The sequence below is a fragment of the Stieleria tagensis genome (assembly GCF_024129865.1).
GTDB classification, from domain to species: Bacteria; Planctomycetota; Planctomycetia; order Pirellulales; family Pirellulaceae; genus Stieleria; species Stieleria tagensis.
Genome location: NZ_JAMYFE010000086.1, coordinates 72549 through 95819 on the forward strand (window position 1 = coordinate 72549; position 23271 = coordinate 95819).

Here is a 23271-nt window from a genome sequence, read left to right on the forward strand (position 1 = left end):
GCCAGGGTTCAGTCGATCCTGAACCGTTATTTATGGCTCTTGTGACAGTCTTTGCAGTTGGCGCCTTTTTTCAGCATCGCACCAGCATCGGGTTTTCCTTCGACCGCGGCTTTTCCGGCAGCGACCAACGGGGCAGTGAATTTCTTCCAACTCTCCGCATCACCCTTTTTGGGCTCATTCTTGGACAACGCGACCAACATTTCGTTCAGCTTCTTGGTCTCTTCTTCACTGGCCTCTCCGGCAGCAACCTTTTTCAGCAGCGGCCCTTTAAACGCATCTTTCATGATTTGCTTTGTCGCCAGCTTTTCCTTGTCGCCGTCTTCGTCGGCCGCCAATACCGGCAGACTGATCAGCGCGGTCGCAACCAAACAGGCCAATCCGTTGGTGATCTTCTTTCGCATCGTTGTCATCTCTCTCAAGAATAGGTTTTTAAAACAAAAACGGTCCCGTGCGCTCCACCAGACACCAGGTAGATATAGATGATGGTCGGTCCATCCGCCACATTTCCCGCCGGATGTTGACAAAAATGGCAAACTTATTGTCTCTGGATTCCTGCCCAACACTCTCCAACCCCTGGCAACACCAACATGCCCGATCAAATCAGCAGCAATCAACGCGGTCAGATTCTGGACCTCTTGGCGAAGGGGCAAAAATTGCAGGCGGTAAAACTCTATCGCGAGTGGATGGGCTGCAAATTGATTGACGCAAAAAATGCGGTGGAGGCGATGGAAAATCAACCTGCCACGGATCACGTGTCGGCACCCGATCAAGGCCCGAAAAACACGTCCAGCGTCGACAGCGTTCGATCAGGTTGCTTTTCCGTGCTGTTGATCGCCGTTGGCAGTGTCACGTACTTGCTGTGGCAATAAAACAACCCCGCCGGCATGGAACCGACGGGGTTGATATTGATGGTGATCGACTGGTCGCGAGAACGACGATCAGCTTTCCGATTCTGAGTCGCCCTTGTCGGCGTCACCGATCGTCGCGCTCACCGGTTCCTCTTTGGCGCCGGCGTCACCACGGTTTTCACCATGGAACTCAAGCCGGACGACCTTCACTTTCTTGCCGTCGGGATCGATCATCTTGCCTTCGTCGGTGACAGTCATGTCTTCTGGCTGGATCCGCTCGCTATCGGAATTCTCCAAGATCCCTTTGACCAGAATCGTGTCCTTGCCTTCGAACGCACCACGCAGGAGTTCTTCGCTGAGCGGATCTTCGATTCGTTGCTCGATCGCGCGACGCAATGGCCGAGCCCCGTAGTCCAAATCGGTTCCACGTCGAATCAAGAACTCTTTGGCTTCGTCCTGCAGGATCAACGACAGACCACGATCTTGCAAACGTTCGCGAACCTTTGACAATTCGAAATCGATCACGTCTTTCAAGTCTTCGCGGGTCAGGTGGCGGAAAATGATCGTGTCGTCCAATCGATTCAAGAACTCGGGACGGAACACACGCTCAATCTGCTCCATCACGCGAACCTTCATCGATTCGTAACTGGCGTCATTGTCCGATTTTTGGAACCCGAATGCCGACTCGTTCTTGATCGCTTCGGCACCGGCATTGGTGGTCATGATCAAGATGGTGTTTCGGAAGTCGATGTTGCGTCCGAATGAATCGGTCAACCGGCCTTCTTCCATGACTTGCAACATCATGTTGAAGACGTCCGGGTGAGCCTTTTCGATTTCGTCGAACAGCACGACCGCGTACGGACGACGGCGAATTTTCTCGGTCAATTGACCGCCTTCTTCGTAACCGACGAATCCGGGAGGCGCACCGATCAATCGGCTGACGTTGTGTTTTTCCATGTACTCGCTCATGTCAATGTGCACGAGCGCATCGCTGTCGCCGAACATGTATTCGGCAAGTGCTTTGGCCAACAACGTTTTACCGACACCGGTGGGTCCGGCGAAGATGAACGAACCGGTGGGTCGACGCGGATCTTTCAATCCACTGCGACTCCGGCGAACCGCTTTGGCAACCGCGGTGACGGCCAAATCTTGGCTGACAACACGCTTGTGCAATTCTTCTTCCATCTTCATCAAACGCAAGCTGTCTTCGGTCGACAGACGCGTCAATGGAATGCCGGTCATCTTGCTGACCACTTCGGCAATGACTTCTTCGTCAACGACGCCATCGGTTTGTTGACTTTTCTCACGCCAATCTTGCGTGATCTGGTCTTTCTTCTTGCGAAGCTTTTCCGCTTGATCACGCAGGTTCGCAGCCTTTTCAAAGTCTTGGTTGGCGACCGCGTCTTCCTTCTCTTTGTTCAGCTGTTCGACTTCTTCGTCGATTTCTTTCAAATCTGGTGGACGGGTCATGGTTCGCAATCGCACCCGCGCGCCGGCTTCATCGATCACGTCGATGGCTTTGTCCGGCAAGCAACGTGCGGTGATGTAACGCTCACTCATCTCGACCGCTGCAACCACAGCGTCGTCGGTGATTTGAACACGGTGGTGTTCTTCGTAGCGTTCGCGCAACCCTTTCAAGATTGCGATCGTTTCGTCTTTGCTGGTCGGCTCGACGATGATCTCTTGGAAACGGCGCGCCAACGCGTTGTCTTTTTCGATGTACTTTCGGTACTCGTCCAACGTCGTCGCACCGATGCATTGGATCTCACCACGAGCCAAGGCGGGCTTGAGCACGTTGGCGGCATCGATCGCACCCTCGGCACCACCGGCACCCACCAAGGTGTGCAATTCGTCGATGAACAAGATGGTGTTCTTCACACGACGGACTTCGGTCATCACCGCTTTGATGCGTTCTTCGAACTGACCGCGGTATTTGGTACCGGCGACCATCATCGCCAAGTCCAACACGACGATTCGCTTTTCGGCCAGAATCTCGGGGACTTCGCCTTCGATGACTTTCTGTGCGAACCCTTCGACGATGGCGGTCTTACCGACACCGGCTTCACCCAGTAGCACCGGGTTGTTCTTGGTTCGACGGCAGAGAATTTGAATGGCACGCTCGATTTCACGAGCACGACCGATCACCGGATCCAGTTCGCCTTTGCGAGCCAGTTCGGTCAGGTCACGGCCAAAACTGTCCAGTGCCGGTGTCTTGCTCTTGCCGCTCTTGCCAGACGTGCCGCTACTGCTGCCTTCTTCGCTGCCACGTCCACCACGCTCGCCAACTTCGGCGCCGTCGAGACCGTGACCGAGTAGGTTAAGGACTTCCTCGCGGACGTCTTCCAGTTTCAATCCCAAGTTCATCAAGACTTGAGCCGCGACGCCTTCTTGTTCACGCAGCAAGCCCAACAGGATGTGCTCGGTACCCACATAGCTATGGTTCAGGTTACGAGCTTCCTCCATCGAATACTCGATGACCTTCTTGGCCCGTGGGGTCTGTGGCAGTTTGCCCACCGTGACCATTTCCGGTCCGCTTTGAACAAGCTTTTCGACTTCCAGCCGGATCTTTCGCAGATCGACGTCCAAGTTCTTCAGCACGTTGGCCGCGACGCCGCTGCCCTCTTTCACCAGCCCCAGCAAGATGTGCTCGGTGCCGATGTATTCGTGGTTGAAACGCTGCGCCTCTTGATTGGCCAATTGCATGACCTTGCGAGCGCGATCGGTAAATCGTTCGTACATTTGTTAGTCTCGTTACCCGGCGTGTGTTCCCTGACGCAATCCAACGGGCACTGCGAAAGGGTTGGTTCGTTCAACACCGTCGAAACGGTCTTGCGATTCTTAAAATTCAAATGACAGCGGGACTGTCATCTTGGCGAGTCATTCGTTTCCGTTCCTCGTCCATCCCATAACAGCAAACCGTACGCCATATCAAGCGAATTCGGGAATGCGTCCCCACCTGAGGCGCTGGTGGAGATGAGATGCCCGGCGGTCAACCGGCTGATCTTGATTCTATCGGTTTTACAAATTTTGGGGGATAGGAGTGACAGCGAAACAATCCCTCAATCGACACAATAATGAACGCGATTGGCTGTCGAAAAAAATGTTTTGCGAGCAACCGCGAGGGCTCGTCACGTTGTTCCCGCCCCCCCTCACTGGCATGTCAAACCGGCAACGGAAAAGGTTGCATTTTTTACTAGCGTGAGATTCCGGGGTCGAAACCCATCCGCCCCTGCCCCCCAATCAATGGTGCTAGGCCGCTGTCAAATCGGCAGCATCGCCGCCGGCATCCGCTGCCGGTGGCTGGGTCGATGAATCCGGCGAAGGTTCTGAATCGTCATCCTCCGCTTCCTCATGCTCATCGTCGGGATGCGAAAATTGCTCGATTCGCGCCCGTTCGGCCTCGATTTCGATTTCCCACGCGGCAGCGACTTCCAGTCGTTCCAGTTCGCTAATCAGCGACTCCGCATGCTCCCATCGCCCTGTATGACGGTAGACGCCTGACAACAGCAACAGTGACGGCGGATCTCGCGGTTCGATCGCCAAAATGCCTAGCAACAGCCGCTCACAATTCGGCCAATCCGCCTGTAAATACGCTTGATGCGCCTCGTCAAAGCGGTCCGGTTGGTCGGTCACCGCACGCGGAGACAACAGTTCCGGCAACTCACGCACGCTTTTGACGCTCCAGCAGACCCACAGGATCGCGCCCACCCACCATGCCGAGCGGACCAACAACGGATCCAACCAGGTCGGGTACAAATATTTCAGTACCAACAATGAGTTTAGACCGATAGCGAACCCGATCGCCAACGGTAGCGCCGACAATCGGCCTCGCCACCAAAGCTCGCTAAGCCCTGGCCAAAGGCAGGTCAGATAGATGCGGATGTCCATGAACCACTCAAAGTGTTTGGCTCTGGGTTTAGGACATTGCCCCGCCGCAACGCAATGGGAATCAGCGGTTGGAGCCTGTCCGGAGTGCAGGCGCGCTCTTAAGTCCGTCCGACTGGTGAGTTGGCAAAAGACCCGAATCATCAGAGGGCTTGTAAGCCGGGTTCTGTACCAACCAGGCCGCCGCAAGGACGGCCAGGCTGATGGCGACCATTTATCTGTGCACGACGATTGCTCGCCGCCTCCATTGCGACCTACCCGAGTGTCATTGCGAAGCGGACCGCTTCTGCACCCTGTTTGGTCTAGCTCCGGATGGGGTTTACCAAGCCGACCGAGTCACCTCGGCCGCTGGTGCGCTCTTACCGCACCGTTTCACCCTTACCACGCATCCGCCTTCGCGGACCGTTCGGCGGTCTGTTCTCTGCTGCACTTTCCCTAGCCTCGCGGCCGGTCGACGTTATCGACCATCCTGTCCTGCGGAGCCCGGACTTTCCTCCCGGTGGCCGAAGCCGCCGAGCGATCGCCCCGCCCTCTGATCATTCGGATCGCGTAACATGATCGATTTGGACGGGGGCAGCAAGGTTCGCGAAAAGCAATGCAAACCGAAGCCCCTATTTGCCCGCAACATATTCCAACTGGATCTCGGTCTGCGGCAATGAGGACTGCAATTGCTTGACCCCATCAGCGGTAACCGCCGTCCGCGTCACAATCAGCTTCTGCAGTTTTTCAAGGTCGGCCAATGATGGCAGCCCTGCGTCGGTGACCGCGGTCGAACCAAGATGCAAAAACGTGAGCCCTTGGAATCGGCTGATCGTTGCCAACGATGCGTCGGTCAAGGGCGTCTTGTCGACATTCAACCACTGTAGCGGTGGCTCGCCGGGCAGCTGCTCGGCCGCCAGGTCCCAGCCCGCATCCCCGATCGCGGTGCTGTAAAGATTCAGCTTGGTCAATTTGCCAATCCCCAACATCACCGGCAAGGCTTTGTCGCTGATCCCCGGGCAATCGCTGACATCCAACTCCACCAGGCCCGACAGACCCGCCAATTGAGTCACTCCCGCATCACCGATCGCTGTCGACGCCACCCGCAGTTTAGACAACTGGGAAAACGAGCCGATCGTCGACGCCGAGGCGTCGGTGATCTTTGTCCCCGCCAAATATAACTCTCGCAGTTCAGTCAGCTTCGCGATCGATTTCAGTCCCTTGTCGGAGATCGGCAGGAAATCGAGTGCGATGACCTTGAGCGTTTTTAATGCACTCAGCTTTTCCAGCCCCACATCGGTGACTTGGGTGACGCCATCACTGCCGGAAAACTTGATCGATTTCAAATGCCCCAGATCCGTCAACGTCGCCAGCCCCAAGTCAGTGACCCCACAGCCGCGTAGATCCAGGTTTTCCAGGCTGCTGATCCGCCCCACGTTTTTTAACTCGGCATCGGTCAATGCAGTGCCAGAGAGCAAAACGCTGCGCAGCTTTGGTAACTTAGGTAGTTGTGACAAGACTTCCAGTGACGGACTTTCGCGAAGATCGACTTCAATGATCGCCCCATCGCCGTCACGGCGCACCTTGGCCGCCGATTCAATCGCCGCATCCAGCGACTCTCCGTCGAGTGACTCGTCGGCCGACGCGCGGGCCTGCGACGACTCGACCGGTGCATTGACCGCGACTTCTGACGTGCATCCCGCCAGCAACGACAAGCCGAATAGTGCGAACAAAAACCGATCAAAGCGTTTCACGAATCAATTTCCCAAAAGATGGACGGCACAGTGGACGAAGTTAACGTCAGTCTAACGTTCTGGGCGGCGACGGTGTCGCAGCGAAAATGCCCCCACCATGGATTGCGTTTTCCCCAATGAATCTACTGTTCCATTGTTCCGGCCACTGCGATGACGGCGATTGCGCCAACGGGTCGCTGGATCACGACGCAGTGGCTGCACAGTTTCACTCGCACTGCGACCGTCGAGACTGGCCACTCGCTGCGCCGCAATTCGACACCAACCCGGGACATCCATTGGCGGTACGATTCGAATTGCCGCTGACCGAATCGGGATCGGACGATGAATCGTTGATCGTGATGATGCAGTTGATTCAATTGCTATGTGATCTATCGGACCAGTTCAACCTGAACTGGCAGGTGGGCCATCAACTCGAACCGCAACTCGGTTCGATCCGCAACGGATGCCCCCAGTCGACTCTGATTACAGAACTGCAAACCTCGATCATTGTCGGTCGCTCACTCGCAGCGGTGATCGTCGATGACGAATGGGTCGATGGGGAATTCGCAAGCGATCAACCGGCCGATCCAACTGCGTCCGCATCGTTCTCGGATGACCAAGCATGGCATGATCTGCTGCAACCGCCAGAGGCGTTCGCACGATTCCCAGAGTGGGAAGAAGAATAAAAAAGCCCCCGGTCCAGTACGAGATCCTAGGGGGGCGGAGGATAACGCGCTTTGGGACCGGGAGCCGGTGGATTGTTTTGGTTCCCCGCATTAATGCGAGAAACAAAGGTGGTCCGACAGGGTCGCCCGCTTCCTTGCCGGGACCTGCCGAACGCTCATGCCAGTGCCTTGCCGCCTTCATCGCCACGCTTGATTCGGTCCATCGAACAAGCAACAACGATTCGTCCGCAGCAACTTGAAAGAACGGATATTTCGCTTTCAAGTGCCAGTGCAGGATCTCGCCGGAAGCCACATCGTCATCACCGCGTCGCTGACCAAGGCCAAGCTCAACGGCGATGGCGGGAAGATACGCGCGCCCCTTTGCGGCGGTCAAGGCGGATCGAGCAAGCTGGCAAATTTTGTTTCTTGATCTGTTTTGCTATCAATTCAAAAGTTGCTTCAACTAGGTGACGTATGTTACCGCTTGTAGTTGAGATACCAATTTTGTCGTTGCGCTCGATCGCTTGCATTGCGCTTGTTGGATGTTCCACGACCGCGACAAAGCTGTATCGGTTCCACGATTTCATTCAGATTCGTGTAGGCAATTTCTTTGTGATGTGTGATATTTGAATAACGATCGCTTCCACGCCTCACGCAGAAAACAATGATGACGACGGAAACAAAAGAAATTTTAACGGCGGCGTCGGCTGTGCTGGCCAATAATTCCGTACCGGAACTACGTGGACTGCGGGTCGACGAAGAATCTAACGAACTGCAACTGCATGGGCGCGTGCGAAGCTTCTATCACAAGCAACTGGCCCAAGAAGCGATCTTGCCGTTGGCCGGGAATCTGCAAGTGGTCAATCACCTGCACGTTCACGGTTAGTTCCGCATCACGCGTTTAATTCAGCGTCACGCGTTGCTCGAACCGTTTGATTTCCGTAGCCCGCCCGTTTTCGTCTGACGTCACAATGGCTCCACATAGCCGAACGTCTCCGGTGGCAACGTGAAAGTGACAGGGCTCTGCGGTCCGCGTCGTTTGCGTGACGCGTTCGATGTCGCGACCGATGATACTGTCGTAGGGGCCACACATCCCGACGTCGCATTGAAACGCCGTGCCGCCGGGCAACAGACAGGTGTCGGCGGTTGGCACATGCGTGTGCGTCCCCAACACCGCGGTGACTTTGCCATCGAGGTAGCGGCCCAAGACCTGTTTGTCACTGGTGGCCTCGGCATGCACGTCCACCAAAATTTGATCGGTGTGCGGCTGGATCTCTTCCAGCACTTCATCCAAGGCTTGGAACGGGCAATCAACCGGCCGCATGAAGACCCGGCCCATGATCGAAACGATTGCTAGCGGCGAACGGCCACTCCGTTTGATCAGCGTCCAGCGACGACCGGCAGCTGCCAGCGGGTAGTTGGCCGGTTTCACAATCCGATCGCTCTTTTGCAGCGACCGGATGATCTCTTTACGACGAAAGATATGGTCGCCCAACGTCACTCCGTCGATCCCGCTGTCGATCAATTGCTCAAATTGTTTGGGCATCAACCCCGACCCGTCCGAGGCATTTTCGGCATTGGCGACCACGTAGTCCAAATCCAGCTCTTCACGAATCCGCTGGGTGCATTGCAGAACGGCGTTCATGCCTGGTTTTCCAACAATATCTCCGAGAAATAGAAATTTCATACCGGTCGATAAGCTCGAAAACGTGGAGGAGGAATCTGGGGACGGACAAGACTGATAAACCGTATCGGTGGAACGCTCGATCGTCAACGCGAGACACTCTGTGGCGATTTCCCGGTGGGGGATTTGGCCAACCCTGTGGTTCAGAAGATTGCCATCTCGGCTATGGTAGTACACAGCGCAGGGCAAATCGTGATGGAAATGTCGCGACGTTTCCCCTTCTTCGCCCGCCCGCTGCCTTCGCCCGTTCCCTGAATGCCTGCACCCACCGTCCATCATGAACACGGCCGCCCCCAGCGTCGATCTGACCCAATACTGTCTCACAACCGCCACCAACGCGAAACGCGCCTCGGCCGAACTTGCCACCCTGGATGCGGAGATCAAAAACCGCTGGCTGCTGGAATCTGCAGATGCCCTGGTCGCTGCCGCCGGACAAATCATTGTCGCCAACGAATCCGATTTAGCAGCATCCGACGACTATGGGCTGACCGATGCGGCCGTCGATCGACTGCGTTTAAATCCCGACCGAATCGCGGCAATCGCTAACGCGCTGCGAGAAATCAGCATGCTGGCCGATCCAATCGGTGAAGTTCTGGACGGATTCACCCGTCCCGGTGGGCTGCAAGTGTTAAAGAAACGCGTGCCCTTGGGCGTCGTGTTCTTCATTTACGAAAGTCGCCCCAACGTGACCGCCGATGCGGCGGCGATCTGTGTCAAGAGCGGCAACGCTGTGATTTTGCGCGGCGGCAAAGAGGCCATCCACAGCAGCCGCGCGATCGTCGAGGTGCTGGCCCAGACCGCTGAAAAATGTGGTTTGCCCAAACATGCCGTGCAATTGGTGGAAACCACCGACCGAGCTGCGGTGGGAGAATTCCTGTCGCTCGGGGAACTGATCGATGTGGCGATCCCCCGCGGCGGGGAAGGGCTGATTCGCCGGGTCACCAGCGAAGCCACCATGCCGGTGATCAAGCACTACAACGGCAATTGTCACGTCTACGTCGATCAGTCGGCCGACATTGAAATGGCTGCGAAAATCATTCACAACGCAAAATGCCAGCGAATGGGTGTTTGCAATGCCTGTGAGTCGCTGTTGGTTCATCGCTCCATTGCCAAATCGGCGTTGCCGGTGATCAGCAAACGCTTGTTGGACGAAGGCGTCGAAATTCGCGCCGACGAAACCGCCGCACAGTGGATCGCCAAGTCCACCGCAGCGGGAGAACAGGATTGGGGAACGGAATACCTGGGGCCGATCATCAGCGTGGCTGTCGTCGATTCGATTGATGACGCGATCGACCACATCAATCGCTACGGGTCACACCACACCGATTCGATCATCACCCAAGACCTCGCCGCGGCCGAACGATTCACCGGCGGCGTGGACAGCGCCGCAGTGATGGTCAACGCCAGCACGCGTTTCAACGACGGGAGCGTGTTCGGGCTCGGTGCCGAGATCGGCATCTCGACCGACAAGTTCCATGCCCGCGGCCCCTGTGGACTGCGAGAATTGACCACCTACAAGTACATCGTCCGCGGCGACGGCCATATCCGCACCTAAACCCAACGTCGAAACAACCAGGCCTCGCCTCGCCCACCGTCGATCCCATGACTGACGTACCGCATAGCAACTTCGCCGCCCCAGCGGCAAAGAAACTAAGCGGCGGATTTGACAGTGGCCGGTGTCAGGTAACTGTAGAGATGCAACCGATGGTGCCGCTGGGATTCCAACTGCTGGGCGAAGGCTGCCGGGCTGAGATGATCCTGGTAGTAATCGATGACGCCGCGACGCAGCGTTGAAATCTGTTGCGGTGACATCGCGGCAATCCGATCGAACGCTCCACGCAGCCCTGCGGCACCGCGATAGGTCACACAATTTTCGCCATCACGCAGCGCGGGCGTGAACAACGATTCATATTCCAACACCGGAATGGTGCCGACCGCGATCGCCTCGATGGCATTGTGTGACAACGGATAGTCGCCACCAGGCGCCGCCAGAAAGAAATCGGACTGCGAAAGCAGCCCGAACCAATCCGCCGGATCGGTGCGATAGTTGGCATTGTCGATCATCACAAACGAAGCGTGACGTATCGCACGCGCATCCGCCAGACATTCATCTGACGTGATCTCCAGCAGCAAATCGGCATAGTGCTGTTTGGCACAACGGATCACACTGTGCCGGTCTAAGATCTGCAAACGCGGGTACTTGCTGATGCCGCGATAACCTTCCTGCGTGCATTGACCGGCAAAGAACAGTCGCCAAGTCCGCGGCGATTGACGATAGCCATCGAAGCTGCCGTCGCAGTGGTGGTCCCAGACCAACGGAAAAAAACTGTAGGGCAAAGCGTAATCGCTGTCCGAAAGTGGCCGCCGGGTCGAGGTGATCACACGCATGGTCCGTCGCGCCCGCGGATGCCGGTCGCAGCGATCGGATAAACAGAGATCAAACGGCGCCTGGTCGGCATGCAAGTCGGAGTCGCAAAACGGCTGGATGTTCGTCAGCGCGCTGGCTTTGTACTGACGATGCCCGGTTTGCAAGAACTGCAAACGAGGCACCAGCGACAACTCGTACCCGCCATGCTGTAACAGGGTGACTAAAGCGTGAAAGCGACGCCCCTGTTCACCGTCGTTGGCAATGCGTTGCAAATCCAACAGACAACGCTTGGTGGCACATCCGGCGGGCTGCGCCGACAACTTGGATTTGTCGGCCTTCGCTTTCTGCCGCGACATCCATTGATCGCGCACACGTTTTGAATGCGAGTAGCGGATCAGCCACCGATGCTCCTTGGCCCAATGTTCAACTGATAGCCCCAACTCTCGGATCCGATGCGAAAGATCAGGCATGGTGGCAGCACTCGGGCATGAAGTGGTACGATGTCAATCGTTGCTAGCAAAGCAATCAAACGGCAGTGGGTGCCAAATGAGCCACCCTTATTGTGTAGAGTCGACCAAATTCCTCCCGTGATTGTAACGAAATATCAGTGAAAACCATTGTTACCTCAAGCCCACAGTCAATGGGGCAATACGCGGCAAAACAAGCGGCGTCCGATTTGCGGCAAGCGATCCAACAACGTGGTGCGGCTTATTTAATCGTGGCTACCGGTGCGTCGCAGTTTGAGGTGCTGTCACAACTGACCGCCCAACCCGACGTGGATTGGAGCCGAGTGCATGGCTTTCACCTGGACGAATACATCGGCGTCGGCCGCGATCATCCGGCGTCCTTTTGTCGTTATTTGCAAGAACGATTTGTCGACCAGGTACCGCTGGCATCGTTTCACTACTTGGCCGGGGACGCCGATCCGGAATCAACCCTGCGTGACGCGGCAGCGGCGATCTCGGCCGTCACCATCGATGTCGCACTGGTCGGGATCGGCGAAAACGGTCACTTGGCGTTTAACGATCCGCCGGCTGACTTTGAAACCGACGATCCTTATTTGATCGTTGATTTGGATCAAGAATGCCGTCTACAACAAGTCGGTGAAGGCTGGTTCGAGTCGCTCGAAACCGTCCCCACACGGGCGATCAGCATGTCGATCAAACAGATCATGAAAACCAAATCGATCTATTGCAGCGTTCCCGACCAACGCAAGGCGGCTGCGGTTCGCGCCACACTCTGCGATCCGATCAGCCCGCAAATTCCGGCCAGCATTTTACGGGAACACCCCTCGGCAACGCTGATCATTGATGATGCAGCGGCCAGCGAATTGCAAGCCGATACAAGAGCTTCGATGGAGAAATTTGCGTGAGTGGTTCGGTTGATTTACAGGTCAACGGTTACGCCGGCGTCGATTTCAACGACGACACGTTGACCGAAACGATGATCGCTGCGGCTTGTTTGGCGATGCGTGACGACGGCGTGAAATGTTTCCTGCCGACCATCATCACCGACGATTTGGGGCTGATGGTTCGCCGCATCACCCGAATCGCAGACGCCGTTGAATCAGATGCATTGATCGCCGAAAGCATCGCTGGAATTCATGTCGAAGGCCCTTTTATCAGCTCGCAACCAGGGTTTGTTGGCGCCCATCCCTCCGGTCAAGTGGTCGCGGCAAACGTTGATCAAGCGATGCGTCTGCTGGATGCCGGGCGGGGATTGGTGCGATTGTTCACACTGGCACCGGAGGTCGGCGGAGCGGTCGAAACCACCGCGCGGCTGACGCGTGAATCGGTTGTGGTTGCCGCCGGTCACAGCGACGCGACGATCGACCAGATGCAGGCGACGATCGATGTCGGGCTGAAGATGTACACGCACCTGGGAAACGGTTGTCCGGCACAGCTACATCGCCATGACAACATCGTCCAACGTGTTCTCTCGCTAGCCGACCAATTGGTGATTTCACTGATCGCCGATGGACACCACGTGCCTTGGTTCGCGCTGGCGAATTACCTGCGTTGCATCCCTGATCAGAATGTGGTGATTGTGACCGATGCGATCAGTGCGGCCGGATTAGGTCCTGGCAAATATCGACTGGCCGGGCAAACCGTCGAAGTCGACGACGACCTAGCCGCTTGGGCAGAAGGCCGCGAACACTTCGCCGGCTGTGCGACGACGATGCCTCAGATGATCACCATGCTCCGCGGTCAGCTCGGCTTGCAGCAGCCGCAGATCGACCGCTGGACCAGTCACAACCCGGCCCGCGTGCTGGAGATTGATTGACGGATTTCACCGTCCTTTCCAGAGGTATGAAGTTGTGCTTTTATCACAACCCGACACGTGAGGGGCTGTTGATTTAATCAGCCGGCACGCGCTAGCATCCGGTTCCACGGACTTTGCAATGCGAGTCACCAGGAACCGTGAGCTAGCGCTCAACGGCTGATCGTTCAAGAAGGAGAGTAGGATCTTTCACAAGATCCACAACCGTTGGCGATTAGCGGGATTGAACGAGCTGCTGACGTTGCAAACCTTCGATGTAATCACCGGTGATGTTCATGACTTCGCGGTTGTAGAAGGTATCGCGATAGACCTCTTGATCGGTCTCCTGCTCGAGTTCTTCTTTTTCCTCTTCCTTCTGAGCATCCAATTCTTTGCGACGCTCCATGAACGCGGTTTCTTCCAGCGGAACGGTGTCTTCGTCCTTTTGTTTCACGAACAGGGCAATCCGCCGAATCAGGTCAATGAACTCATCGTCCGCCTTGACTCGCTGCTCGGATTTTTGCCGCAGTTCGGTCAACAGATCGGTCGGCACCAGATTGTAGATGTCATGCCGCGCCCCATCGATGCGATCGGTTTCCAAGGCATACTTCAGGTCGCCTTCGGCCACATCCATTTTTTGCGTCAGACTCGGCAGCACGATGTCGGCGGCGACACCATCACGCTGGGTGCTTTCGCCGTCGGGCAGGTAGAACTGTTGCAGGGTGACTTTCAGCGCGCCGTAATTGGCTCGCTGGGTCCCGAACAAACGTTCGGCCAGATCCATCAGCGTCTGCACGGTGCCTTTGCCGTGGGTCTGGGGGTCACCGACGATGATGCCACGATTGTAATCTTTGATCGCACCGGCAAAAATCTCGCTGGCACTTGCACTGAACTTGCTGGTTTGCACGACCAATGGGCCGCTCCACACGGTTCCCGGTTCTTCGTCATTGTATTGGTTGATCTGCCCCCCCGAGTCTTTGACTTGGACGACAGGACCACGATTGATGAACAACCCGGTCAGGTTGATCGCTTCGGTCAACGATCCGCCACCATTACGGCTCAGGTCGATCACGACGCCTTGCACACCTTGGGTTTTGAAATCCATCAGGATGCGGCGAACGTCACGTGTGCTGCTACGGAAATCGGCTTGGTTTTCACGAGCCGCTTGCATGTCCATGTAGAAACTCGGCAGATTGATAAAGCCAATTTTCTGCTTGGTGCCATCGGGCATCTCGTGATCGATGATTTTGCCACGTGCCGCGGACTGCTCCAATTCGACTTGGGCCCGCACCAGTTTATAAATCTCCAGCGTGCCTTTGCCGCCGACTTTCACGCCCAAACGGACGACGGTTCCGGCATTGCCTCGGATCAAGCTGACGACGTCTTGCAGCGGCATTTCGACGATGTCAACCATCTCTCCGGATTCGCCTTGGCCGACCGAGACGATCACGTCATCGGGTTGCAAACGCTCGTCCAACGATGCGGCACCCCCGGGGATGACTTGCATCACAACGGTGTTGCCGTCTTTCTCTCGCAGCGCGGCACCGATGCCTTGCAGTTTCAGTCCCATCGAGATATTGAAATCGTCCAAGGTGGACGGGGACATGTAGGTCGAATGGGGATCAAACGCGCTGGTGACCGAGGTCAGGTAGGCTTCTAACAAGTCGTCATTGTCATAGGTTTTAAATCGCCGTGCGTAGCGTTTGTAGCGACGGCGGAGCAGATCGCGCGCCTCATCGCCTTCGGTCCCATCGTCGCGCAAATCCAACAATGCGTACTTGATTTGGCGGCGCCAGCGCTCGCGAGCTTCCTCGGGCGAATTGGCATACTGGGCGGCTTCGGCATCGACGATGATGTAATCCTCCTTGCTGAAATCAAATTCGGAATCGAGCAATTCCAATGCGACCGCGACACGCTCGTCGACACGCTGGGTGAAGCGATTAAAAATGCTGTACGCCAGTGTCAGATCGCCTTTTTTTACCATGTCGTCGATCTTGTCCTTGTAGGCTTTGAACTGATCGATATCGGACTGGTAAAAGTACAATTTCAATGGATCAAAACGATCCAGGTACAAATCAAGTGCCCGCTCGCTGATTTCGTCATTCAGCGCCATCGTCGAGATGTGATATTTCGGGATCAGCTGGGCGATCAGGCGAGCAATATGGCGGTCTTGGGCGGTCGGTTGCGGGGGCGCGGTTGCCGTTTCCGTCTCGGCCTGGGCCGCAGCAGCCGGCGCAACAGCAGTGACTTGCGCGGTTGCCGGGACGGTCAGGCAGGCCACCCCCAGGCCGGCGAGCGCCGCTAAATGGGCAAATGTACGCGCGGGGAAACGGCTATCCATTGTGACTGATCCGAATATCGAGGTGGTTTGAACGCGAACGCAAATGCGGCAACACGGGGGACGATTTTCCCCGCTACTGTCTTCCTATCATACGTAACCGGAAGCTGGGCCGCGGTGGAATGGTAGGAAAGAGGCGAAACCCAGACAATGTTGGTTTCTCATTCTTGTCCTGTCGGATCATCGACAGTCGCCAGTTCGACCATCAATTCAACCCGCTTTCCGTCGCGTTTCACGGTGATTGCTTGCTTCGAACCGATCGGTTGGCGTTCAATAGCCGTTTGTAAACTATTGGAATCATGCACCGGCTGGCCATCAAATTCGACGATCACGTCCAGCGGTTCGATCCCAGCCTGCTCGGCGACGGAGTCCTTGATCACTTGATAGACCAAGATTCCCGAATAGGGTTCCAAGTTGAATTGTTTGGCAATCCGCGGCTTTAATTCGACCAGTGTCGTTCCGATCGCAGCCCGACGGACTTTGCCGTGGCGGTCCAACTCGCTGGCAATCCAACGTGCTTGATTGATCGGGATCGCAAACCCGACGCCCTGGTAAAACCCGCTGCGGGTAGCGATCGCGGTGCTGATCCCGATCACTTTTCCGTCCAAATCGATCAATGCACCGCCGGAGTTTCCGGGGTTGATCGCCGCATCGGTCTGCAACATGTTGCTGCGGCGGATACGGTCGATCCGGCGGTTTTTACCGCTGATAATTCCCGCGCTGACGGTGGCCTCCAACCGAAATGGGCTGCCGATCGCCAGCACCCAGTCACCGATTTCCAAGTGGTCTGAATCACCGATCGCGATCGCCTGCAGTTTTTCGGGAAAATCCACTCGAACCATGGCCACGTCACTGTCCGGGTCGCCGCGAACGACATCGGCGTCCACCCGCGTCTCGTCGGGCATTTGCACGACCACACGCGTCGCCCCGGTGATCACGTGATTGTTGGTGATAATCAATCCGTCGTCGGAAACGATCACTCCAGAACCAATTCCGGTCAATTTTTCCGTCGTCGGCGGCGGCGTCGGGATCTCCGCCCGCTCCAACAGGGGCAGCTCGTCCTCCGCATCCGGTTCCTCTTCTTCATCGGTCTGTTCGCCGTTTTGCCCATAACTGTACAGCACCACGACCGACGGGGTGGCGCGTTTGGCTGCCATCCGGAATGCCAACGACAACGCGCGCGGCCCCGCCTGCAACGCCTCAATCATCTCCGAATGTGGCGCTTCCGCCGCCGCTGGTTCACCGGTTTCGACAACCGGGGCGGTCCCTTCGCTGGCCTCCTGTTCCTTCTGCGGCTCAGTTGCATCCGCAGCGTCGTTGGCGGTGGCATCGACGCCTGCCTCCGCCGGCGGGTCGTCGGCGGCCAGGCACTGGCTGAACATCAGCGTCGTGATGACGGAGAAGATCAGTGCGATCAGGTAACGGGAAAGTGGCATCGAGATTCCTAGTTGACGTCGACAGAAGGATGATTGCTTGGCACGATCAAAGCGTAGCGTTCACTATAACGATCTCGCATACCACGGTCATCATCGATGTTTGCCGCAAACCTGCTGGCCAAGAAACGTGACGGACTGTCGCTGAACGACGACGAAATTCGATTCTTGATTGACGGATTTTGCCAGGGAACCGTTGCCGATTACCAGATGTCCGCGCTGGCGATGGCGATCTGCCTGCAGGGGATGACGCCGGAAGAAACCGCGTCCTTAACCCGTGCGATGCGAGACAGTGGCGATGAGTTTGACCGCCAGGTTTCGGCACAAACGCCGCGTGTGGACAAACACAGCACCGGCGGGCTGGGCGACAAGGTCTCGTTGATTCTGGCCCCGCTGCTGGCCGCCTGCGGCGCCCATGTGCCGATGATCAGCGGGCGGGGGCTGGGACTGACCGGCGGAACGTTGGACAAATTGGAATCAATCAATGGTTTCCGAACCGATCTGGCCGCCCCACAATCTGACAAAGTGCTGCGTGATGCTGGGGCATTTATCGTGGGTGCCAACGAGCGCATCGCCCCAGCCGACCGCCGACTGTACGCACTGCGCGACGTGACGGCGACCGTCGAATCGGTAGCATTGATCACCGCCAGCATCCTCAGTAAGAAACTCGCCGCCAGTCTGGATGCGCTGGTGATGGATGTCAAAGTCGGTTCGGCGGCCTTTATGAAGACGCCCGAGCAAGCCCGCGAATTGGCCACATCGCTGCAACGTGTCGGCGCCGCTGCTGGGCTACCAACCTCGGTCCTGCTTTCGGACATGGATCAACCACTCGGGCAAGCCGTGGGCAATGCGATCGAAGTCAACGAAGCGGTGGCGATCCTGGAATGCCGCAGTGATTTGAGTCCCGCAACGATGCGGGTCCGCGAACTAACCCTGGCACTCGGTGCATCCTTGTTGACGACAGTGAAACTGGCGGCGGATGCGGACGATGCCACCCGCCAATTGACCACGGCACTTGATAGCGGTGCCGCGCACGAGCGTTGGATGGCGATGGTCGATGCGCAAGGTGGCCGCTGGAACGGCGACCTGCCATTGGCACCCCAGCGGGTCATCCACGCCGACCGCGACGGATACGTCAGTGCACTGGACTGTCATCAAATCGGTTCCACCATTGTCTTGCTCGGTGGGGGACGACAACGGGTCGGCGATTCGATCGACCCGGAAATCGGTATCGCGGCACTGGTCCAAATCGGCGACGCGGTGCAACGCGGCCAGCCCCTTTTGAGATTGCATTGCCACCGGCCCGATCAGAATGATTATGTTAAACGATTGCAGCACGCCGTCGTCTTGGCAGAGAGCCCGGTCCAGCCACGACCATTGCTGTTGTGATCATTGGCTTGTGTTCGTTCCGCCGTGTCCTATTCTCCTCCGTTTTGTTCGCTGATGACTGAGCTGAAATCGCGTGAGATTGATCGTTTGGTTCGTGCCGCCTGTGAAGCACGTGACCAGGCCTATGCACCCCATAGTCATTTTTATGTGGGGGCAGCACTGTGGATCAACGGGGGCGAGATTGTGACCGGATGCAACGTCGAAAACGCCAGTTACTCGTTGACGATTTGTGCCGAGCGTGTCGCCGCAGCCACTGCGGTCGCACAGGGCCACCGGGACTTTGTTGCCATCGCCATCGCCAGTGTCGGCGGCGTGAAACCCTGCGGTGCCTGCCGCCAGTTTCTGTCGGAATTTGGCGCGGACCTGCAAGTCGTGATGACGGACGTCTTGACCGGGACTCGACAGATCCGCCAATTGTCCTACCTCTTGCCCGACGCCTTTGACGCCTCACGATTACCGGTGACATGAATCCGTCTCTGCCTTTGTGTTTGCCATTCGCCACACTGTGTCTCGCATCGTGTTTTCTCGGGCTCGCAGCCAACCAAGCGGCGGGCGCTGATCCACACTTTGAACTCACTGCTGCGCCCAGCCCCGTCGACAACCCGCTCAAAGGATTGGTGCCCTACGCTGCTCCGGAACCAGGCCGATTCCCACACAGCATGGAATTCAGCTACCTGCCACTGAGCGATTTGATGGTGGGTAAAGACCAATTCGATTGGCAACCGATGGAATCGTTGCTGGACAAAATCGCGTCCCGTGGAAATCAAGCGGTGGTGCGAATCTACATGGAGTATCCGGGGCACGATGAGGGCATCCCCGAGTTCCTGGAAACGCAGGGGATGAAGGTTCACCAGTACACCAATACCAACACGGCGCCCTTCCCACCCAAGACCGTGCGGACGCCGGACTACGAAGACGCCGGATTGCGAACAGCACTGCAAGACTTCATCCGTGCCTTTGGCGCAAACTACGATGGCGATCCACGACTGGCCTACGTGACAGCGGGATTGCTCGGCACTTGGGGCGAATGGCATACCTACCCCCGAAATGAACTTTGGGCCAGCAAACAAACCCAACAACTGGTGCTCGACGCCTACGCGGCTGCTTTCACAGACACCCCGATCTTATTGCGTTACCCGGCGGGGCCGGATCACGGCTATCAAGCGGAAAACGCCTCGCGCCCGTTCGGCTATCACGACGACTCCTTTTCCTGGGCGACGATCGAAACGGGGCGGCGAGAAGACGATTGGTTTTATATGCCGGCGTTGAAATCAGCCGGTTCCGCGGCAATCGACAAATGGAAAACGCAACCGATCGGTGGTGAAATCCGCCCCGAGGTCTGGGGCAAAATCTTTGACAAACGCACCGAGTGGCCACCGCAGGCACAGAGCTTTCATGATTGCGTCAGCGCCACCCACGCCAGTTGGTTGATGGACACCGGCATGTTTCGCGAAGCGGCGTCGCCGCAACGATTTCAACGTGCCGAAACCGAAGTGCGACGCATGGGATACGACCTGCATCTTCGCAGTGCAACGTTTTCGATCGACCCGTCACAGTCGACCTGTCAACTGAAACTGGAACTGATCAATCAGGGTGTCGCACCGTTCTACGCAAACTGGCCCACCGAAATTGCCTGGGTCGACAGCCACGGCAGCATCGCCGCGCGTCAGATCGCGCCGGGACTGGCCATGCGAGGTCACCTGCCAGACAACGCCCCCCATGAACTGAAGGCGTCGCTAACAACGACCGGCCTGTCGGGCGACTACACGGTGCTGCTAAGAGTCGTGCACCCGTTGACCAATGGCAAACCGTTGCGGTTTGCCAACGCCGAACAAGATCAAACCCAACCCGGTTGGATCACACTAGGGAAAATCGGGTTCTGAAATTTGAATCGACACTCACCGCCTAGTGAGTGTGCTCGAAATCCGGTTCTTTGCCTTCGTAGGCTCGGTACAGGTCGAAGATTGATTTTTCCAGGGCTTTGGCTGTGGCCGGGTCAGCCGACTGCTTGCACTTCATTGCAGCGACCATCACCGTGTGGGCAGCGACCAAAGTCTTGGCATAGTTTTCGCTATCCGGTTTGATTCGCTGTGCCATGAAGTAGGCTGCGATCGTATTTTGGATGTTTGTCGCGTGATCTTCTTTGGTCGTCACCCACCGCGCCGATTGGTTGATGGCCTGAGCCGACATCTTGCCTTCGGCGATGGCGTTGATTTCCAATTGCGCTTTGGAAATCGTGTGTTCGTCTTCGAGCATCTGCTCAAATCGCAGCTGGTCGCTGTAGATACCACAAGGAACTTGGCAGTGGGCCATTGCCATCGATGCAGTCATCATCAGCGCGAACGCGGCAGTCAAAAATCGGGTCATGTCACTCTCTCATCAAGTTGGTTGATAGCTTTCGACAAAACGAACTCGACGGGCAGATCAACGCGAATCCATTGATTCGGATCACTCCGTCGGGTTGAGACGCCTGGGATTATAGACGTCGGCAAGACATCCGGCAGCCGATCCGGAGCTGCCGCCGCAATTTTAATACGATCGCTTGGTTTACAATGGCGTCGTCGGCTATTGCAACGGATCGATTCCTCTCACCTCAAGACCTTTCGAATTGTTTCAACACGGAATTTTCCGCATTCTGGCGGCTGCTCCCAAATTGGTCGTCGCCAATCCGGCGGCCAATGCGACGGCGATTGAATCGCTAATCGAATCGGCCGATGCCGACTTGATCGTATTGCCAGAACTGGCGTTGACCGGATACACCTGTGGTGATCTGTTTGCCAGCGACGCCCTGCTCAATGCCACCGCCACCCAGCTGGTGCGGATTGCCCGCTGTAGCGAAGGACGCCGGTCAGTGGTGATCGTTGGTCTACCGCTGGTCGTACAAGATTCGTTGATGAACGTGGCGGCAGTGATTGCGGACGGAGAAATCGCCGGCATCGTTCCGAAAACATTCTTGCCGACCTATCGAGAGTTTTACGAAGGCCGTCATTTTCGTGCTTCGGGCCCGGCGGATCCTGAAACGGTGTCAATCGATCGCCAAGAAATCCCCTTCGGCACCGATTTGCTGTTCCCGGTCGGTCCCGCCGTGATCGCCGTCGAAATATGCGAGGACCTGTGGACGCCGATCCCGCCCAGCAGCAGCGCGGCGGTGGCCGGTGCCAATGTGTTGGTGAATCTGTCGGCCAGCAACGAAACGGTGGGCAAAGCCGCTTGGCGTCGGGATCTGATTCAATCTCAATCAGGACGCTGCATCGCGGCCTATGCCTATGCATCATCCGGCCCTGGTGAATCAACATCCGATCTTGTGTTCGGCGGACATTGCTTGATCGCCGAGAACGGGACATTGCTGGGCCAGTCGCGACGTATCGGCGATGGGTTGTCACCCGAATGGATCGAGCAGACATCGATCCAATGCGACATCGACCTGCAGCGGTTGGCACACGATCGCCGTGTCGTCGGATCATTCGATGACGCCGCCGAAGAACTGGAAACGCAATACCGACGCATCGATTTGCTTGAGGGCGGGGACGAACGAAGCGCTCCGATACAACTCCTTCGTCACGTCGATGCGCATCCCTTTGTGCCCAGCGAATCCGCTGAACTACAACATCGCTGCGCAGAAATCTTTGCAATTCAGTCGGCAGGACTGATCAAACGCTTGTCCTGTCTGCCGAAATCGACGCCCCTGGCGATCGGCATTTCCGGGGGACTCGACAGCACATTGGCACTTCTGGTGGCTCTCAAAGCGGTCGATGCAGCCGGTTGGCCGCGCAGCGCGATTCACGGGATCACGATGCCCGGTTTTGGCACGACCGACCACACTCGCAGCAGTGCCGACCAGTTGATCGAACAGACCGGCATCCGCGGTGATTGCATCGACATTCGCCAACTCTGTCTAGACACGTTTCATTCCCTCTCGCACCAGCCGTTGGGCATTGCGATCGATGCATCCACAACGGCCGAATCGCTGCAGACCGAGTTGAATCAATTGCCCGATGATGCGGCCGATCTGACCTTTGAAAATGTCCAAGCCAGGATCAGAACGATGCTGTTGATGAATCGGGGGTTCACCTTGGGCACCGGCGACATGAGTGAGCAAGCGTTGGGATGGGCGACTTACAATGCCGACCACATGTCGATGTACAACGTCAACACATCGATCCCCAAGACACTCGTTCGGTTCCTGGTTCGCTACGCTGCCGATCACTTTTTTGAAGGACAATTGAAAGATCTGTTGCACCGCGTCGCCGACACGCCGATCTCGCCTGAATTGTTACCCCCGTCGGCTGATGGCCATATTCGACAGAACACCGAATCCGCCATCGGTGCCTACGAACTACACGATTTCTTTCTCTACCATTTTGTTCGCAACGGGTTCACTCGCGAAAAAATCCTGTACCTCGCTGCCCAGGCGACTTTCGAGCAGGACTACGATTCGGACACCGTGGCGGACACACTGGACGTGTTCATCCGGCGATTCTTTCGCAACCAGTTCAAACGCAACTGTGTTCCCGACGGTCCCAAAGTCGGCTCGGTCAGTTTGTCGCCTCGCGGCGATTGGCGAATGCCCAGCGATGCCGATGGCACCGCGTTTTAACGATCACTGCGGAAGATCACTGCGTCTAAGTCGACTTGTGTGGATTCTGTTGGTTAGCGCAATCAATCCCAAAGGGATGCTCAGTCGATTCCA

20 protein-coding genes and 1 other RNA gene are annotated in these 23271 nt (G+C 56.8%); 10 read left to right on the top strand and 11 right to left on the bottom strand.

The window, feature by feature from the left end; genetic code table 11:
* Positions 1 to 26: 26 nt before the first annotated feature.
* Positions 27 to 401, bottom strand: coding sequence for a hypothetical protein (locus NHH03_RS20010; RefSeq protein WP_253158950.1), 375 nt, complete (start codon positions 399 to 401; stop codon positions 27 to 29).
* 186 nt (positions 402 to 587) lie between these two features.
* Between NHH03_RS20010 and NHH03_RS20015 the strand changes: the two genes are divergently transcribed.
* Complete coding sequence (locus tag NHH03_RS20015; protein WP_253158952.1) at positions 588 to 869, top strand: hypothetical protein; 282 nt, start codon at positions 588 to 590, stop codon at positions 867 to 869.
* A 69-nt stretch (positions 870 to 938) separates the two neighbouring features.
* Here the strand turns inward: NHH03_RS20015 and NHH03_RS20020 are convergent, their stop codons facing one another.
* The 4 genes from NHH03_RS20020 to NHH03_RS20035 form a co-directional block, all read right to left on the bottom strand.
* Positions 939 to 3587 carry an ATP-dependent Clp protease ATP-binding subunit gene (locus tag NHH03_RS20020; protein ID WP_253158954.1) on the bottom strand — a complete coding sequence of 883 codons (2649 nt, stop codon included), beginning with the start codon at positions 3585 to 3587 and terminating at the stop codon, positions 939 to 941.
* 510 nt (positions 3588 to 4097) lie between these two features.
* The gene (locus NHH03_RS20025) at positions 4098 to 4736 is read right to left on the bottom strand and encodes a hypothetical protein (RefSeq protein ID WP_253158956.1); all 639 of its coding nucleotides are present in this window, start codon (positions 4734 to 4736) and stop codon (positions 4098 to 4100) included.
* A gap of 136 nt (positions 4737 to 4872) precedes the next feature.
* Positions 4873 to 5269, bottom strand: an RNA gene (gene rnpB / locus NHH03_RS20030) — RNase P RNA component class A.
* A 75-nt stretch (positions 5270 to 5344) separates the two neighbouring features.
* Positions 5345 to 6466 carry a leucine-rich repeat domain-containing protein gene (locus tag NHH03_RS20035; RefSeq protein WP_253158958.1) on the bottom strand — a complete coding sequence of 374 codons (1122 nt, stop codon included), beginning with the start codon at positions 6464 to 6466 and terminating at the stop codon, positions 5345 to 5347.
* A gap of 116 nt (positions 6467 to 6582) precedes the next feature.
* Between NHH03_RS20035 and NHH03_RS20040 the strand changes: the two genes are divergently transcribed.
* Positions 6583 to 7131 (top strand): hypothetical protein, encoded by a 549-nt coding sequence (locus NHH03_RS20040; RefSeq protein WP_253158960.1) that lies wholly within the window; start codon positions 6583 to 6585, stop codon positions 7129 to 7131.
* A gap of 326 nt (positions 7132 to 7457) precedes the next feature.
* On the opposite strand, the gene NHH03_RS20045 is transcribed toward NHH03_RS20040, so the two are convergent.
* The gene (locus tag NHH03_RS20045; RefSeq protein ID WP_253158962.1) at positions 7458 to 7697 is read right to left on the bottom strand and encodes a hypothetical protein; all 240 of its coding nucleotides are present in this window, start codon (positions 7695 to 7697) and stop codon (positions 7458 to 7460) included.
* Between the two features lie 77 nt (positions 7698 to 7774).
* Here NHH03_RS20045 and NHH03_RS20050 point away from each other — a divergent pair, with 77 nt between their 5' ends.
* Positions 7775 to 7996 (top strand): BON domain-containing protein, encoded by a 222-nt coding sequence (locus tag NHH03_RS20050; RefSeq protein WP_253158964.1) that lies wholly within the window; start codon positions 7775 to 7777, stop codon positions 7994 to 7996.
* A 15-nt stretch (positions 7997 to 8011) separates the two neighbouring features.
* On the opposite strand, the gene NHH03_RS20055 is transcribed toward NHH03_RS20050, so the two are convergent.
* The gene (locus NHH03_RS20055; RefSeq protein ID WP_253158966.1) at positions 8012 to 8797 is read right to left on the bottom strand and encodes a TIGR00282 family metallophosphoesterase; all 786 of its coding nucleotides are present in this window, start codon (positions 8795 to 8797) and stop codon (positions 8012 to 8014) included.
* Positions 8798 to 9071: 274 nt separating this feature from the next.
* Between NHH03_RS20055 and NHH03_RS20060 the strand changes: the two genes are divergently transcribed.
* Entirely contained in the window at positions 9072 to 10349 is a 1278-nt protein-coding gene (locus NHH03_RS20060; protein ID WP_253158968.1) for a glutamate-5-semialdehyde dehydrogenase, read from the top strand.
* Positions 10350 to 10444: 95 nt separating this feature from the next.
* Here the strand turns inward: NHH03_RS20060 and NHH03_RS20065 are convergent, their stop codons facing one another.
* Positions 10445 to 11632, bottom strand: coding sequence for a hypothetical protein (locus NHH03_RS20065; protein ID WP_253158970.1), 1188 nt, complete (start codon positions 11630 to 11632; stop codon positions 10445 to 10447).
* A 137-nt stretch (positions 11633 to 11769) separates the two neighbouring features.
* On the opposite strand from NHH03_RS20065, the gene NHH03_RS20070 reads away from it, so the two are divergent.
* Both NHH03_RS20070 and NHH03_RS20075 read left to right on the top strand, forming a co-directional pair.
* Positions 11770 to 12534, top strand: a complete 765-nt coding sequence (locus tag NHH03_RS20070; RefSeq protein ID WP_315861474.1) for a glucosamine-6-phosphate deaminase — start codon at positions 11770 to 11772, stop codon at positions 12532 to 12534.
* The gene (locus NHH03_RS20075; protein ID WP_253158972.1) at positions 12531 to 13445 is read left to right on the top strand and encodes an N-acetylglucosamine-6-phosphate deacetylase; all 915 of its coding nucleotides are present in this window, start codon (positions 12531 to 12533) and stop codon (positions 13443 to 13445) included. The genes NHH03_RS20070 and NHH03_RS20075 overlap by 4 nt, the downstream gene beginning before the upstream one ends.
* Positions 13446 to 13656: 211 nt before the next feature.
* Here the strand turns inward: NHH03_RS20075 and NHH03_RS20080 are convergent, their stop codons facing one another.
* Complete coding sequence (locus NHH03_RS20080; RefSeq protein WP_253158973.1) at positions 13657 to 15762, bottom strand: carboxy terminal-processing peptidase; 2106 nt, start codon at positions 15760 to 15762, stop codon at positions 13657 to 13659.
* A gap of 158 nt (positions 15763 to 15920) precedes the next feature.
* Entirely contained in the window at positions 15921 to 17195 is a 1275-nt protein-coding gene (locus NHH03_RS20085; RefSeq protein ID WP_253158975.1) for a S1C family serine protease, read from the bottom strand.
* 96 nt (positions 17196 to 17291) lie between these two features.
* Here NHH03_RS20085 and NHH03_RS20090 point away from each other — a divergent pair, with 96 nt between their 5' ends.
* From NHH03_RS20090 to NHH03_RS20100, 3 genes are read left to right on the top strand one after another with little or no spacing between them, the layout of a single operon-like run.
* Complete coding sequence (locus NHH03_RS20090; RefSeq protein ID WP_253158977.1) at positions 17292 to 18581, top strand: thymidine phosphorylase; 1290 nt, start codon at positions 17292 to 17294, stop codon at positions 18579 to 18581.
* A 54-nt stretch (positions 18582 to 18635) separates the two neighbouring features.
* Entirely contained in the window at positions 18636 to 19049 is a 414-nt protein-coding gene (locus NHH03_RS20095) for a cytidine deaminase (protein WP_253158979.1), read from the top strand.
* On the top strand, positions 19046 to 20464 hold the full coding sequence (locus NHH03_RS20100) for a DUF4832 domain-containing protein (protein ID WP_253158981.1): 1419 nt from the start codon (positions 19046 to 19048) through the stop codon (positions 20462 to 20464). The genes NHH03_RS20095 and NHH03_RS20100 overlap by 4 nt, the downstream gene beginning before the upstream one ends.
* Positions 20465 to 20486: 22 nt before the next feature.
* Here the strand turns inward: NHH03_RS20100 and NHH03_RS20105 are convergent, their stop codons facing one another.
* Positions 20487 to 20948, bottom strand: coding sequence for a superoxide dismutase, Ni (locus NHH03_RS20105; RefSeq protein WP_253158983.1), 462 nt, complete (start codon positions 20946 to 20948; stop codon positions 20487 to 20489).
* Positions 20949 to 21189: 241 nt separating this feature from the next.
* Here NHH03_RS20105 and NHH03_RS20110 point away from each other — a divergent pair, with 241 nt between their 5' ends.
* A complete protein-coding gene (locus NHH03_RS20110; RefSeq protein ID WP_253158985.1) occupies positions 21190 to 23178 on the top strand; it encodes an NAD(+) synthase in 1989 nt (662 codons plus the stop codon).
* The last annotated feature ends 93 nt before the right edge of the window (positions 23179 to 23271 follow it).